Source organism: Neisseria sp. P0021.S007, assembly GCF_051956855.1.
Genome location: NZ_JBQCXA010000008.1, coordinates 34,180 through 49,946, shown reverse-complemented (window position 1 = coordinate 49,946; position 15,767 = coordinate 34,180). Strand labels below are relative to the sequence as shown.

Genomic DNA, 15,767 nt, shown 5'->3' with positions numbered 1-15,767 from the left:
AAATTTAATTTGAGGCCGTCTGAAAATCAGTTAGTGGCTACCCAGCGGCAGTCCAATATCAGAAATCAGCTGATCGGGTAGGACGTCGTCGCGGAATCGGTAAAGCTGTGCAGGACGGCCTTTACTGCCTGATACGCCGGTATCCGACGGCTCGATGAGGTTTTGCTGCTGAATCTGGCGGCGGAAGTTTTGCTTGTGCAGCAATCTGCCGCTGATGGCTTCGACGCTGTTTTGCAGTTGCAGCAGTGTGAATTCGGGCGGCATCAGTTCAAAAATCACGGGGCGGTATTTGATTTTGGCTCGTAGGCGGGATAAGGCTGTCGCCAGTACGCGGCGGTGGTCGTGGCGCATAGGCTGCCCCGTGAGTGAGAAATTGAAGTTTTCCTGAGACTCGGCTGCTTCCGCTATCAGGCCGCTTTCGTATAGCATTTCATAGCGTTGCAAAACGTATTCTTCCGACCAATTTTCAGGTTCTACCCCCCAGCACAATTGAATGCGCTTGAGCCGCTTCTGGCGCACTTCCTCCGTATCCGCCGAGTTTGCCCAAATGCGCAGGCGGCTGACGATGGTATCGCGCAGCCCGCCGTCAGTGCGCAAATCTTCCCACGGAAAATAGCAGTAGCAGTCCTGCCATTTCGCATCCGGGTGCAGGATGCTGTCGGCTGCCTCGCGCACCAGTCCCAAATAGCTGACGTACAAGACAGGTAGGCCTTGCTCGTTTTGACGGCGCGTATCTACAAACGTATAAAGCTGTTCTACATAGCCCATAGGCTGTGATGTCTGTTTGGCAACCCACATCCTGACTCCTGCTTGCAGAGAGTGGCGAAGCGGTGCAAGCAGGCCATTGGGTAATAGCTCTCCTTTGGCAACTGTCAAAACCCTCAAGCTGCCATTTGTAATGGCAATCAGTACAGGAACAAGCTCGACGATACTTTGCGTATTGGCTGCTGTTTCAGGATAGGCATCCATGCGTGGCTTTCATTCAAGAGGAAACCTTATTGTAAACCAAAGCGGTTTTCAGACGACCTTGCTTATTATACTCAATTTGAGCATAATATAAAAATATTTCAAAATATAAACGGCAAATCTTTATGCCGTCTGAAAAACCAGCCATAAGGAAGTCTCATGCAAACCGCCGCCCGCCGCTCGTTCGATTACGATATGCCCCTCATCCAAACACCGACTTCCGCCTGCCAAATCCGTCAGGCGTGGGCAAAGGTTGCCGACACGCCCGACCGCGAAACGGCAGGTCGTCTGAAAGACGAAATCAAGGCTTTGCTGAAGGAGAAAAACGCGGTCTTGGTAGCGCATTATTATGTTGATCCGCTGATTCAGGATTTGGCTTTGGAAACGGGCGGATGCGTGGGCGATTCGTTGGAAATGGCACGCTTCGGCGCGGAACACGAAGCCGATACGCTGGTGGTGGCGGGCGTACGCTTCATGGGCGAGAGCGCAAAAATCCTCTGTCCTGAAAAAACAGTGCTGATGCCTGATTTGGAAGCAGAATGTTCTTTGGATTTGGGTTGTCCGGAAGAAGCGTTTTCAGCGTTTTGCGACCAACACCCCGACCGCACGGTCGTTGTGTACGCCAACACTTCCGCCGCCGTGAAAGCGCGTGCCGATTGGGTGGTAACGTCTTCGGTGGCGTTGGAAATCGTATCGTATCTGAAATCGCGCGGTGAGAAGCTGATTTGGGGACCCGACCGCCACCTCGGCGACTATATCCGCCGCGAAACGGGCGCGGATATGCTGTTGTGGCAGGGTTCGTGCATCGTCCACAACGAATTCAAAGGGCAGGAATTGGCAGCGTTGAAGGCGGAACACCCCGACGCGGTGGTACTGGTTCATCCCGAATCGCCGCAAAGCGTCATCGAGCTGGGCGACGTGGTCGGCTCGACCAGCAAACTACTGAAAGCCGCCGTATCGCGCCCCGAAAAAAAATTCATCGTGGCGACCGATTTGGGCATCCTGCACGAAATGCAAAAGCAGGCGCCCGACAAAGAATTTATCGCCGCACCGACGGCGGGCAACGGCGGAAGCTGCAAAAGCTGCGCGTTCTGCCCGTGGATGGCAATGAATTCGCTGGGCGGCATCAAACACGCCCTGACGAGCGGGCACAACGAAATCCTGTTGGACAGAAAGCTGGGCGAAGCCGCCAAACTGCCTTTGCAGCGTATGCTCGACTTCGCGGCAGGGCTGAAGAAAAAAGATGTGTTCAACGGCATGGGACCCGCCTGATTTGCTGTCAATATTGCCGTTTCAGACGGCCTCTCAAACAAGGACAACACCATGCAAACCGATTGCGACGTATTGATTGCCGGAAACGGGCTGGCGGCACTGACGCTCGCCCTGTCGCTGCCTGAATCGTTCCGCATCGTCATTTTGTGCAAAAACCGGCTGGACGACACCGCCAGCCGTCATGCGCAAGGCGGGATTGCGGCGGCGTGGTCGGGAGAGGACGACATCGAAAAACACGTCGCCGATACTTTGGAAGCGGGCGCAGGTTTGTGCGACGAAGCTGCCGTCCGCACCATCCTGTCGCAAGGCAAACCGGCAATCGAATGGCTGCTGGCGCAGGGCGTGGCATTCGACCAAAATAATAATGACTTGCACCTGACGCGCGAAGGCGGGCACACCTGCCGCCGAATCGCCCACGTCGCCGACTACACGGGCGAAGCAGTCATGCAGAGCCTGATTGCCCAAATACGCCGCCGCCCGAGCATCCGCGTTTGCGAGCGGCAGATGGCGTTGGACATCCAAACCGAATCGGGTGCAGCGTGCGGACTGACCGTCCTCGACCGCCGAGCGCAAGAAACCTACAGCATCCGTGCCAGCCATACCGTACTCGCAGGCGGCGGCTTGGGACAGATTTACGCCGCCACCACCACGCCGCCCGAATGCACGGGCGACGCCATCGCCATGGCGATACGCGCAGGTTGCGCAGTCGAAAACCTCGAATTTATCCAATTCCACCCTACAGGCTTGGCAAGGTCGTCTGAAAACGGCCGTACCTTCCTGATTTCCGAAGCCGTACGCGGCGAAGGCGGCATCCTGACCAACCAAGCGGGCGAACGGTTTATGCCGCATTACGACCGCCGCGCCGAACTCGCGCCGCGTGACATCGTTGCCCGCGCCATCGCCGCCGAAATCGCCAAGCAAACGCAAGACTTCGTCTCGCTCGACATCAGCCGCCAACCCGCAGCGTTCGTCCGCCAGCATTTCCCGTCCATCCATCGGCACTGCCTGTCCCAATGCGGCTTGGACATCACGCGCCAAGCCATCCCCGTCCGCCCCGTGCAACACTATACCTGCGGCGGCATCCAAACCGACCCCAGCGGCAGAACCTCCCTGCCGCAGCTCTACGCCTTAGGTGAAACAGCCTGCACCGGCTTGCACGGAGCCAACCGCCTCGCCAGCAACTCCCTACTCGAATGCGTCGTTACCGCCAGACTTGCCGCCCAAACCATCGCGGACGGACAAGCATTCCAAGCTGTACCGTCCCAAAGGTCGTCTGAAAGCCCCTCTGTTGAAGCAGGTATCTTTTCAGACGACCTCCAAAACACCTTCAGCCGTCCCGCCCTGCAAGCGTTCAACCAACGCCATCTCGGCATCCTCCGCAACGATACCGGCCTGAGCCGCGCCATCGCCCAACTGCGGCTTTGGAAGCAAAACCAAGCCGAGCCGCACACCGCGTCTGAATACGAAAACCGCAACCTACTCGAATGCAGCCTCGCTGTCGCCCAAGCCGCATACAGGCGGAGACAGAACATAGGCGCGCATTTTAATAGTGATTGTTAAGGTTGGCAGGTCATAGAAAGTCGTTCAAATAAATTTGAATAGCATGGTTGAAAAGTTGGTATTCAGTCTTTATGGTTGCGTAAGTTGGGTTATCATTCTGTTCTAAAATCAGAAAGGCCGTCTGAAATATTTTTTAGACGGCCTTTTACTTCCTTAATATTTTATCTGTCTGATTGTTCCCATACGTTTTGCAGGTAGGCGTAGGTCAGGTCGGCAGTGTCGGATACCAGCGCGATGTCGCTGCCCAAATCTTCGGCTTTGCCCACGCCGATGGGCAATGCGCCGGCGGCTTTGATGGCGGCGACGCCGGCGGCGGCGTCTTCAATGCCAATGCATTGGCGGATGTCCGCGCCTACGCCCTCGGCTGCTGCGAGGAAGATGTCGGGGGCGGGTTTGGAATGCGCGACGGCGGCAGGGTCGGCAATGGCGTCGAAGAAGTGGGTCAGCCCCATGCGTTCCAGCAGAAACGGACCGTTTTTACTGGCGGACGCGAGGGCGATTTTTTTGCCGTTTGCTCTCAATGCTTCCAGCAGCGGCAAAATGCCGGGGTATACGTCTTCGGGTTTGACTGCCTGAATCATCTCGACGTAGTTGTCGTTTTTACGGCGGGTCAGTTCGGCAAACTCGACTTCGCTGACGGTTTTGCCGCCGTGCGCGAGGATGCGTTTGAGCGAATCGTCGCGCGATACGCCTTTGAGCTGCTCGTTAAACTTGCGGTCGATGCTGATGCCCAGTTCTTCGGCAAGCTTTTTCCATGCGCGGTAGTGGTATTCGGCGGTGTCGGTAATGACGCCGTCGAGGTCAAATAGGACTGCGGTAAAAGTCATTTTGTGCCCTCCTTATTTTTCCAACGCGACAGTGTGGCTGCCGTTGAGCGTGATGTCTTTGCCGTACACCTGCAAATCTAGCGGCTCGCCTTTGAGCAGGGTGAAGACGACGTTTTCTTTGCCGACGGCGACTTTAATCAGACGGCCTCGGTAGTTGATATGGAAGGCGTAGCCTGTCCATGCGCTCGGCAGGAACGGTGCGAAGCTGAGTTTGCCGCCCCAAGTTTTCATTTGGGCGAAACCTTGGACGATGGCGAGCCACGAGCCGGTCATAGAAGTAATGTGCAGGCCGTCTTCGGTGTCGTTGTTGTAGTTGTCCAAGTCCAGGCGGGCAGTGCGCTGGTACATTTCCACGGCTTTTTCTTCTTTGCCCAGTTCGGCGGCGAGGATGGAGTGGATACATGGAGACAACGAGCTTTCATGAACGGTCATCGGTTCGTAGAAGTCGAAGTTGCGGCGTTTTTCGTCGATATTGAAACGGTCGCCGAAGAAGTAGATGCCTTGCAATACGTCCGCCTGTTTGATGAAGGGCGAACGCAGGATTTTGTCCCACGACCATTTCTGGTTGAGCGGCAAATCGTCGGGCGAAAGCGCGGACACGGGGCGGATGTCTTTGTCGAGGAAGCCGTCGTGTTGGACGAATACGCCGAGTTCTTCGTCATGCGGACGGTACATATTCGCGCTGATGTCCGCCCATTTTTCCAGCTCGGCGGCACTCACGTTCAAATCCGGACGCGGGTATTTCGCCAAGGCTTCGTGGGTGTAATCCAATACCCATGCAGCGAGGGTGTTGGTGTACCAGTTGTTGTTGATGTTGTTTTCGTATTCGTTCGGGCCGGTTACGCCGTGAATCATGTATTTGCCGTTGCGTTTGGAAAAGTGGACGCGGTCCGCCCAGAAGCGGGACACTTCGACCAAGACTTCCAAGCCTTCTTTGGCAAGATAGCTTTCGTCGCCGGTGTAGTTGGTGTAGTTGTAGATGGCGTAAGGAATCGCGCCGTTGCGGTGGATTTCCTCGAAGGTGATTTCCCATTCGTTGTGGCACTCGATGCCCGTAAACGTCACCATCGGATAGAGTGCGCCTGCCAAGCCTTGTTCGCGCGCGTTGTGTTGCGCCTGCGGCAGTTGGTTGCGGCGGTATTGCAGCAGGTTGCGGGTAACTTCGGGTTCCGCTAGTGCGAGGTAGAGCGGCACGGCGTAGGCTTCGGTGTCCCAATAGGTCGCGCCGCCGTATTTTTCGCCGGTAAAACCTTTGGGGCCGATATTCAGGCGCGCGTCTTCGCCGTAGTAGGTGGAGAACAGTTGGAACAGGTTGAAGCGGATGCCTTGTTGCGCTTCGTCGCTGCCTTCGATGACCACGTCGGCGATTTCCCAACGGTGCAGCCAGCCTGCTTTGTGTGCGTCCAGCAAGGTTTCAAATGCAACGCCTGCGATTTTTTCCGACAAGGCGCGACCTGCGGCTTTCACTGCTTCCAAGCCCTGATAATCGCGGCTGGTAGTAACAATCACGCGTTTTTCAAAGGTTTCGGGCGTGCTGCCGACTTTAGCTTCAAAAGAATTGGAGACCTGCCAGTCGGTTTGGCTGCCGCCAAGGGCTTTGAAGCTGCCGGCGAAGGTTTGCTCGGCGTTGACGATGAATTGTTCCACGCCGAAGGGATTAGCGACGGTTTGGGTGGCAATGTAGGAGAGGCCGTCTGAAACGCCTTTGTCCAATACCTGCCAGAATTTTTCTTCATAGTTGGAGTCTTCGTTTTTCACATCGGCGTCGATGATGGAATCGATGCGGACTTGGTGGGTTTTGCCGTCAACGGATACGGCTTCCCAGCGGATAACCGCCAGCTCTTTTTGCGCGACGGACAGGAATTTGCACACATCGAAACGCACGCCGAATACGGTGAACGAGCGGCGCAACACGCCGTGCTGCATATCGAGTTCGATGGAGAAGTCGGCAACGTCGTTTTTCGCCAAGTCCACTTCCTGATTGTCGACAAAGATTTTAACTTTGCTGAAATTGAGCGCATTGATGGCTTTGCCAAAATATTTAGGATAGCCGTTTTTCCACCAACCGACGCGGGTTTTGTCGGGGAACCAAACACCGGCGATGTAGGTGCCCAAGTGGCTGTCGGCGGAGTAGGTTTCTTCAAAGTTGCCGCGCATACCCATATAGCCGTTGCCCAAACTGGTCAGGCTCTCTTGCAGCCGTTTGTATTCTTTTTCCAGTTTTGCCGAACGCAATGTCCAAGGGCTGATTTCCATGATTCTTGTGTACATTTATGAAGCTCCTGTTATTAAAATCGTAAGTTCGGCAAAGGTTTCAGACGGCCTTTGCCGATGGTATGGATGGATTATTCGCCGTGGGTCTCTTTAATCAGACATACAGAGAAGGCTCCCAGCAGCAAGACTGCGCCTGCAACCAAGAACATGGTTGCCTGATGGCTGCCCAGCATAGGGAAGAGGATAAAGCTCAGCAGGGAGGCGACGATTTGAGGCATACAGATAGAGCCATTAAACAGACCCAAATAAGTACCCATGTGTTTGCCGGAGAGGGCATTGGTTACAATCGTCAAAGGATAGGTAATGATACCTGCCCACGCGATGCCGATTAAGGTATAAGACAGGATTAATGCGTATTGATTGTGGATAAAGAAAATAGAGAAGAAACCGAGCGCGCCCAGAGCCAGACAACCGAAATAACCGGCTTTATGGTATTTATTCGGTACTTTTGCCAGAATAAACGAACATATGACGGCAGCAATGGATTGCACCGCCGCCAAAACGCCGTACCAGTTGCCTGCTTCTTGGTAGCCTACGGAAGAGGCATCGGTTGTCTGCCAAACGTTTTCTGCAATCGCGCCTGCCGAGTAAGTCCACATATATTGGAAAGCGAACCAACAGAAGAATTGCACCAAAGTCACTGTCCAAAACGCTTTAGGTGCGGTTTTTAAGAGTTCGAACCAGTTGGCTTTTTCCTGATTTGCGGCTACGTCGATGCCGTGGTAGCGGGCGTAGGTTTCCGGATCATACTCTTTGACTTTGAAGATGGTGAACGCACTGGTAATAATCAGTAAGGCTGCGCCCACATAGAATGCTACGACCACGGTCTGCGGCACGACGCCTTTTTCGGCCGTGTTCGCCAAACCGATATACGCAAACACAAACGGCAGAATCGCCGCCACAACCGCGCCCGTATTCGCTAAGAAACTTTGAATCCCGTAGGCGTAGCTTTTCTGCTCCTCGTTGACCATGTCGCCGACCATCATTTTAAACGGCTGCATTGCCATATTGGAGGATACGTCCAACAGCGCAATCATCAGCGCGCCAAACGACAAAGCCGCCAAAGAAGCGTAGCCAAAACCGAAGCTGCCCGAGTTCGGCATCAGAATCATGACGATAACCGCAATCAGCGTACCGTAAAGCAGATAGGGAAGACGGCGGCCGCCCAAGCGCGGCATCCAAGTGCGGTCTGAGTAGTAGCCCACAATCGGTTGAACCAACATACCGGCCAATGGCGGCAGAATGAAAAACCAGCCCAAATTATGCGGGTCGGCGCCTAAAGTTTGAAAAATTCGGCTCATTTGTGAGCTTTGCAGGGTAAAGGCCGTCTGAACGCCGAGATAGCCGAAGCTCAGCATCCAAATCGTACTTTTTGCCAGTGACGGCAAACCTTGTTTTGTTGTTTTTTGCGTATGTTCAGACATGAGGCAAATCCTTATTTTAAAAGTATTTGTATTGGGAAATCTGAAATTGTTTTTAGCGCGGTGTTTCTTTTTCGTTATTATTTGTTTATGTACTTTCAAAGATATAGGCGCATTTTATGGAGCATGCCGGATGTTGGCAATGTTTGTTCAAAGATAAACTGGCTTAAATCAAATTTTTTACGGTTTCGTATTGAAAATTTTGGAGACTGAAGGCATTGGTTCGGCTTTGCTACATATTGTGATGCTTATTTCTATTTTCAGACGGCATTTGAACAAGCAAGTATTGGGGCAATAGGTTAAAATGGGCCGTCTGAAATTTGTTTGATGAAAACGAGAAAACTATGTCTCAACAATACGTCTATTCTATGCTGCGCGTGAGCAAGGTTGTGCCGCCGCAGAAAACCATCATTAAAGACATTTCCCTTTCCTTTTTCCCCGGCGCGAAAATCGGTTTGCTCGGTTTGAACGGTGCGGGTAAATCTACTGTACTGCGGATTATGGCAGGTGTGGATAAAGAATTCGAGGGCGAAGCCGTGCCGATGGGCGGCATTAAAATCGGCTACCTGCCGCAAGAGCCTGAGCTTGATCCTGAGAAAACCGTGCGTGAGGAAGTGGAAAGCGGTTTGGGCGAAGTGGCTGCCGCGCAGAAACGCTTGGAAGAAGTGTATGCCGAGTATGCCAATCCTGATGCAGATTTTGACGCGTTGGCGGAAGAACAAGGCCGCTTGGAAGCGATTATTGCGGCGGGTTCGTCTACCGGCGGCGGTGCAGAGCATGAATTGGAAATCGCTGCCGACGCGCTGCGCCTGCCTGATTGGGATGCCAAAATCGGCAATTTGTCCGGCGGTGAAAAACGCCGTGTGGCTTTGTGCAAACTCTTGTTGAGCAAGCCCGATATGCTTTTGCTGGATGAGCCGACCAACCACTTGGACGCAGAATCTGTCGAATGGCTGGAGCAATTCTTGGTCCGCTTCCCCGGTACAGTCGTTGCTGTAACACACGACCGCTACTTCCTCGACAACGCCGCCGAATGGATTTTGGAACTCGACCGCGGCCACGGCATTCCGTGGAAAGGCAATTACTCGTCTTGGCTGGAGCAGAAAGAAAAACGTTTGGAAAACGAGGCGAAGTCTGAAGCTGCACGCGTGAAGGCGATGAAGCAGGAATTAGAATGGGTGCGCCAAAATGCCAAAGGCCGCCAAGCCAAGTCCAAAGCGCGTTTGGCGCGTTTTGAAGAAATGAGCAACTACGAATACCAAAAACGCAATGAAACGCAGGAAATCTTCATTCCCGTTGCCGAGCGTTTGGGTAATGAAGTAATTGAATTTGTGAACGTTTCCAAATCGTTCGGCGACAAAGTGCTGATTGACGATTTGAGCTTCAAAGTGCCTGCGGGCGCGATTGTCGGCATCATCGGCCCGAACGGCGCAGGTAAATCGACGCTATTTAAAATGATTTCTGGCAAAGAGCAGCCTGATTCCGGCGAAGTGAAAATCGGGCAAACCGTGAAAATGAGCTTGATTGACCAAAGCCGCGAAGGTTTGCAAAACGATAAAACCGTGTTCGATAACATCGCCGAAGGCCGCGACATTTTACAGGTTGGTCAGTTTGAAATTCCCGCCCGCCAATATTTGGGACGCTTCAACTTCAAAGGCAGCGACCAAAGTAAAATCGCGGGTCAATTGTCTGGCGGCGAACGCGGTCGTCTGCACTTGGCAAAAACCTTGTTGAGCGGCGGTAATGTCTTACTGTTGGATGAACCGTCTAACGATCTCGACGTGGAAACCCTGCGCGCGTTGGAAGACGCATTGTTGGAATTTGCCGGTAGCGTGATGGTGATTTCGCACGACCGCTGGTTCCTCGACCGTATTGCTACACATATTTTGGCTTGTGAAGGCGACTCTAAATGGGTGTTTTTTGACGGTAACTATCAGGAATACGAAGCCGATAAGAAACGCCGTTTGGGCGAAGAGGGCGCGAAACCGAAACGTATCCGTTACAAACCGGTAACACGTTAAGCAGGTTTGAACCAAAAGGCCGTCTGAAACTTTTAATGTTTCAGACGGCCTTTTATTTTTGATGTTTATGATTGTTTTCTTAATTGCGGATGGTTTTCCAATGTATCAATGATGATTTCAATCATGCGTGGGGCAGTTTGCGCCAAATCGAAGCCTTGACCTGAAGAAAGCCAGCGCCAAATCAAGCCGTCTAATGAAGACTTGATGAAGATGACCGCCATGTCGATATCTAAATTATCCGCCAACGCTTTTTGTTGTACCACATCAGTCAGAACGGCAACGATTTTTTCACGCCATAGCGATTGGTGTTTTTTAGCGATGGCAATGACCGCCTCGTTTTGCTCGGTGTGTTCGCATTTTAAAAACAAAATGCTATGGAATTTATAGTGAAGCTCGTTGTGTTGCAGGCGCTCGAAAAAACGGGTCAGAGTCAGTCGGAAGCTTGACCAAGCCTGTTCGTTATTATTGTTCGAGTCTTCTTTTATGCAGCTTTCGATGTCGTCGCAAATCCGTTGGAACAAGGCGTCAAACAAATCTTCTTTGTTTTTGAAATGCCAATACAGCGCGCCGCGCGTTACGCCTGCGGCTTGGGCGATTTCGTTGAGCGAGGTGCGGGCAATGCCTTTCTGATAAAACGTATCCAATGCGGCAAGCATGAGATATTCTTTGGTTTTTAAGGCTTCGGTTTTGGTTCTTCTCATAGTTGTTTTGTGGGGAATGTAAATTTATGGTTCGGATTATAAAAAATTACTTCTGAACATGCAAGAATGTATGTATAATTTAATTCAATACTTGATAGTGTTTCTCAACACTATATAATCAGCCTGTTTTTCATAAAAGCAGGCAATTTCTGTTTGCGAAATATGAGATTAAAGTAAGCAATTTTTAATCAGTCAAACCCTTATTTATCATAGAGATAGGAAAATTATGGCTCTTTATGCTTCTAAAATGATGCGTGTCGCGGCAATCGCAGTAGCTACTGCGTTGGCACTTTCCGCTTGCGGCAAAGGTGATGAAAAAGCAGCCGGCCAACAGGCGCAAGGCAGTCAGCAACAGCAAAAACAACCTGCGCCTGAAGTCCGCGTGGTTACTGTACATCCGGAAACCGTTGCATTGACAACCGAGTTGCCGGGCCGTCTGGAATCATTGCGTACTGCGGAAGTTCGCGCCCAAGTCGGCGGTATTTTGCAAAAACGCCTGTTTCAAGAGGGCAGCTATGTGCAAGCCGGTCAGCCTTTATATCAAATCGACAGCTCATCTTATGAAGCAAACTTAGAAAGCGCACACGCCCAGTTGGCGAGTGCGCAAGCTACTTTGGCTAAAGCGAATGCCGACTTAGCCCGCTACAAACCGCTGGTTGCCGCCGATGCCATCAGCCAACAAGAATATGATGCGGCCGTAACCGCCAAGCGCTCAGCCGAAGCAGGCGTCAAATCCGCTCAAGCAGCCATCAAATCTGCCGGTATCAGCCTGAACCGCTCCCGCATTACTGCGCCGATTTCCGGCTTTATCGGTCAATCTAAAGTTTCTGAAGGTACGCTGTTGAATGCCGGCGATACCACTGTTTTGGCCACCATCCAACAAACCAACCCGATGTATGTCAACGTTACCCAATCTGCCAGTGAGGTTATGAAACTGCGTCAACAGGTTGCAGAAGGCAAATTGTTGGCGGCAAACGGCGCGATTGAAGTGGGCATCAAATTTGACGATGGTGCGGTTTATCCTGAAAAAGGCCGTCTGCTGTTTGCAGATCCGACTGTTAACGAAACGACCGGCCAAATTACATTGCGCGCCGCTATTCCTAATGACAAAAATATCTTGATGCCGGGCTTGTATGTGCGCGTGTTGATGGAACAAGTGGCAGTGGATAATGCATTTGTAGTGCCGCAACAAGCAGTTACCCGCGGTTCGCAAGATACGGTGATGGTGGTGAATGACAAGAGCGAAATGGAAGCGCGTGTCGTGACCATTGCCCAACAGCAAGGTAGCAATTGGGTGATTACAGACGGCCTGAAAGACGGCGACAAAGTGATTGTTGAAGGCATCAGCATTGCCGCTATGTCGGGTGCTAAACAGGTAACGCCGAAAGAATGGACGCCGCCTGCAAGTGCTGCGGCAGCAGCACCGGCAGTTTCAGATGGCCAGGCTGCATCCGAGGCCAAGCCTGAAGCTAAAGCTGCATCTGAAGCTAAATAAGGAACGCGTGAATGTCTAAGTTTTTTATTGACCGCCCCATTTTTGCATGGGTTATTGCGATTTTTATCATCGCAGCGGGTATTTTCGGCATTCAAAAACTGCCGATTTCCCAATATCCGTCCGTTGCTGCACCGACCATTACTTTGCGCGCTACTTATCCGGGCGCTTCTGCTCAGGTAATGGAAGACAGCGTACTGGCCGTTATCGAACGTAATATGTACGGTGTGGAAGGTTTGGACTATATGACGACTTCTGCCAATTCCAGCGGCAGCGGCAGCGTCAGTCTGACGTTTACACCGGAAACCAATGAAGATTTGGCGCAGGTAGACGTGCAGAACAAATTGTCGGAAGTGTTGTCCACATTGCCCTCTACCGTACAGCAATATGGTGTAACCGTATCTAAAGCGCGTTCCAACTTCTTGCAAGTGGTCATGCTTTCTTCTGAAAAGCAATCCATTGAGGAAATGAACGATTACGCCCAGCGCAATATCATTCCTGAACTGCAGCGTATCGACGGGGTAGGGCAGGTACAATTGTTTGGTGCGCAACGCGCCATGCGTATTTGGGTTGACCCGAAAAAACTGCAAAACTACAACCTGTCTTTTGCTACGGTAACCAATGCGCTTGCGACACAAAATATCCAAATTTCTGCAGGCTCTATCGGTTCTTTGCCGGCGGCTGCAGGTCAGACTATTTCAGCAACTGTGACGGCGCAAGGTCAGCTGAGCACTGCTGAAGAGTTTGGCAACATCATTTTGGTATCCAATACCGATGGTTCTAATGTCTATCTGAAAGACGTTGCCAAAGTCAGCTTGGGTATGCAGGACTATTCTACTTCCACACGTTTGAACGGCGTGAATACCACCGGTATGGCAGTGATGCTGTCCAACAGCGGTAACGCTTTGGCAACGGCGACTGCCGTGAAAGAAAAAATGGCAGTTTTGCAGAAGTATTTTCCAGACGGCATGAGCTGGAAAGTTCCTTACGATACTTCCAAATTTGTGGAAATTTCGATTGAGAAAGTGATCCATACGCTTTTGGAAGCCATCGTATTGGTATTCTTAGTGATGTATCTCTTCCTGCAAAACATCCGCTATACGCTGATTCCGACCATTGTTGTACCGATTTCCCTGTTGGGCGGTTTTGCCTTTATCTCATACATGGGTATGTCGATTAACGTATTGACCATGTTTGCGATGGTATTGGTGATCGGTATTGTGGTCGATGACGCGATTGTGGTCGTTGAAAACGTTGAGCGTATTATGGCGAGTGAAGGTCTGTCGCCTAAGGCTGCAACCAAAAAAGCGATGGGTCGGATTTCCGGCGCGGTGATTGGTATTACTGCCGTGTTGATGTCCGTATTTGTTCCGCTGGCAATGTTTAGCGGTGCAACAGGTAACATTTACAAACAGTTTGCCTTGACCATGGCGGCATCGATTGCATTCTCCGCATTCCTTGCCTTGACGCTGACTCCGGCATTATGTGCCACCATGCTCAAACCGATTCAGAAGGGTCATCACGAAGAGAAAAAAGGTTTCTTCGGTTGGTTTAACAAAAAATTCGACAGCTGGACACACGGCTACGAAGGCTGGGTTGCCAAAGTCTTGCGCAAGACTTTGCGCATGATGGTTGTCTATATTGGTTTGACTGTTGTGGGCGTATTCCTGTTTATGCGTCTGCCGACTTCCTTCTTGCCGACTGAAGACCAAGGTAACTTGATGTTGAGCGTACAGCTGCCTGCCGGCGCGACCAAAGAGCGTACCGATGCAACTTTGGCTCAAATCACTCAGCTGGCAAAATCTATACCTGAGATCGAGAACATTATTACCGTTTCCGGCTTTAGTTTTAGCGGTTCCGGCCAAAACATGGCTTTGGGCTTTGTCATTCTGAAAGACTGGAGCGAACGTACTGCTCCGGGCAGCGATGCGACTTCTATTTCCGGTAAGTTGACCGGTATGATGATGACTACGCTGAAAGACGGTTTCGGTTTGGCGATTGTGCCTCCTGCCATTATGGAATTGGGTACAGGCTCCGGCTTGACGATTTACCTGCAAGACCGTAACAACAGCGGCCATGCTGCATTGTTGGCCAAGCGCAATGAGTTGATTGACAAAATGCGTAAAAGCGGTTTGTTTAACCCAAGTACCGTTCGTGCGAGCGGTTTGGAAGATGCGCCGCAGTTGAAAATCGACATCAACCGTGCCGCAGCAGCCGCACAAGGTATTTCGTTCTCTGATATCCGTACTGCCTTGGCTTCTTCTTTGGGTTCGTCTTATGTCAACGACTTCCCGAATCAAGGCCGTCTGCAACGCGTAATGGTACAAGCTGATGCGAGTGCCCGTATGCAGCCTGCCGATATTCTGAACCTGACTGTGCCGAACAAATCCGGTGTTGCCGTACCGCTTTCTACCATTGCTACTGTTTCTTGGGAAAATGGTATGGAACAAAGCGTCCGCTTCAATGGCTATCCCGCTATGGAGATCTCCGGCTCGCCTATCAGCGGCGTATCTTCCGGCCAAGCAATGGCTGCGGTACAGCAAATGGTTGATGAAATGGGCGGCGGTTACAGTCTGGAGTGGGGCGGTCAGTCTCGTGAAGAGGCCAAAGGCGGCTCGCAAACTGTCGTGTTGTACGCATTGGCCGCTGCCGCTGTATTCTTGGTATTGGCTGCTTTGTACGAAAGCTGGTCTATCCCGTTGGCGGTTATCCTTGTGATTCCGTTGGGCTTGATTGGCGCGGCATTGGGCGTGACCGGTCGTAACATGTTTGAAGCACTGCTGGGCAGTATTCCGGCATACGCCAACGATATCTACTTCCAAGTCGGTTTCGTTACGGTGATGGGTTTGAGTGCGAAAAACGCGATTTTGATTATCGAGTTTGCCAAAGACCTGCAAGCGCAAGGCAAGAGCGCGCTTGAAGCTGCGCTTGCCGCCGCACACTTGCGTTTCCGTCCGATTATCATGACCTCGTTCGCCTTCATCTTGGGCGTGGTACCGCTTTATGTTGCCAGCGGTGCCAGCTCCGCCAGCCAACGTGCGATTGGTACGACCGTGGTCTGGGGTATGTTGATCGGTACGATTCTGTCTGTGTTCCTTGTGCCTTTGTTCTATGTGGTTGTGCGCAAATTCTTTAAAGAAACCGCACACGAGCATGAGATGGCCGCCAAACACGCCGCTGAAGCCGGCATGATTGAAGACGGTAAACACGATTCAGACAAGCACTAAAGCAAA

10 protein-coding genes are annotated in these 15,767 nt (G+C 51.8%); 5 read left to right on the top strand and 5 right to left on the bottom strand.

Annotated features, from left to right (window positions below):
- Positions 1-30: 30 nt before the first annotated feature.
- Positions 31-969: an NUDIX hydrolase gene (locus ACTHUR_RS09785; protein WP_049343932.1), complete on the bottom strand. Its 939-nt coding sequence runs from the start codon at positions 967-969 to the stop codon at positions 31-33.
- A gap of 156 nt (positions 970-1,125) precedes the next feature.
- On the opposite strand from ACTHUR_RS09785, the gene nadA reads away from it, so the two are divergent.
- Complete coding sequence (gene nadA, locus ACTHUR_RS09780; RefSeq protein WP_003747473.1) at positions 1,126-2,238, top strand: quinolinate synthase NadA; 1,113 nt, start codon at positions 1,126-1,128, stop codon at positions 2,236-2,238.
- Positions 2,239-2,289: 51 nt separating this feature from the next.
- On the top strand, positions 2,290-3,798 hold the full coding sequence (nadB, locus tag ACTHUR_RS09775) for an L-aspartate oxidase (protein ID WP_004520497.1): 1,509 nt from the start codon (positions 2,290-2,292) through the stop codon (positions 3,796-3,798).
- A gap of 161 nt (positions 3,799-3,959) precedes the next feature.
- Here nadB and pgmB read toward each other — a convergent pair whose 3' ends face one another.
- The 3 genes from pgmB to ACTHUR_RS09760 all read right to left on the bottom strand — a co-directional run bounded on the left by pgmB (position 3,960) and on the right by ACTHUR_RS09760 (position 8,323).
- Complete coding sequence (gene pgmB / locus ACTHUR_RS09770) at positions 3,960-4,625, bottom strand: beta-phosphoglucomutase (RefSeq protein WP_049336215.1); 666 nt, start codon at positions 4,623-4,625, stop codon at positions 3,960-3,962.
- 12 nt (positions 4,626-4,637) lie between these two features.
- Positions 4,638-6,896: a glycoside hydrolase family 65 protein gene (locus ACTHUR_RS09765; RefSeq protein ID WP_049336213.1), complete on the bottom strand. Its 2,259-nt coding sequence runs from the start codon at positions 6,894-6,896 to the stop codon at positions 4,638-4,640.
- 74 nt (positions 6,897-6,970) lie between these two features.
- Complete coding sequence (locus tag ACTHUR_RS09760; protein WP_440361288.1) at positions 6,971-8,323, bottom strand: SLC45 family MFS transporter; 1,353 nt, start codon at positions 8,321-8,323, stop codon at positions 6,971-6,973.
- 341 nt (positions 8,324-8,664) lie between these two features.
- On the opposite strand from ACTHUR_RS09760, the gene ettA reads away from it, so the two are divergent.
- Positions 8,665-10,341 (top strand): energy-dependent translational throttle protein EttA, encoded by a 1,677-nt coding sequence (gene ettA, locus ACTHUR_RS09755; protein ID WP_003747462.1) that lies wholly within the window; start codon positions 8,665-8,667, stop codon positions 10,339-10,341.
- Positions 10,342-10,406: 65 nt separating this feature from the next.
- Here the strand turns inward: ettA and mtrR are convergent, their stop codons facing one another.
- A complete protein-coding gene (gene mtrR / locus ACTHUR_RS09750) occupies positions 10,407-11,042 on the bottom strand; it encodes a multidrug efflux system transcriptional repressor MtrR (RefSeq protein ID WP_440361289.1) in 636 nt (211 codons plus the stop codon).
- 226 nt (positions 11,043-11,268) lie between these two features.
- Between mtrR and ACTHUR_RS09745 the strand changes: the two genes are divergently transcribed.
- Complete coding sequence (locus tag ACTHUR_RS09745) at positions 11,269-12,537, top strand: efflux RND transporter periplasmic adaptor subunit (RefSeq protein ID WP_440361290.1); 1,269 nt, start codon at positions 11,269-11,271, stop codon at positions 12,535-12,537.
- A gap of 11 nt (positions 12,538-12,548) precedes the next feature.
- Positions 12,549-15,761 (top strand): efflux RND transporter permease subunit, encoded by a 3,213-nt coding sequence (locus ACTHUR_RS09740; protein ID WP_070829651.1) that lies wholly within the window; start codon positions 12,549-12,551, stop codon positions 15,759-15,761.
- The last annotated feature ends 6 nt before the right edge of the window (positions 15,762-15,767 follow it).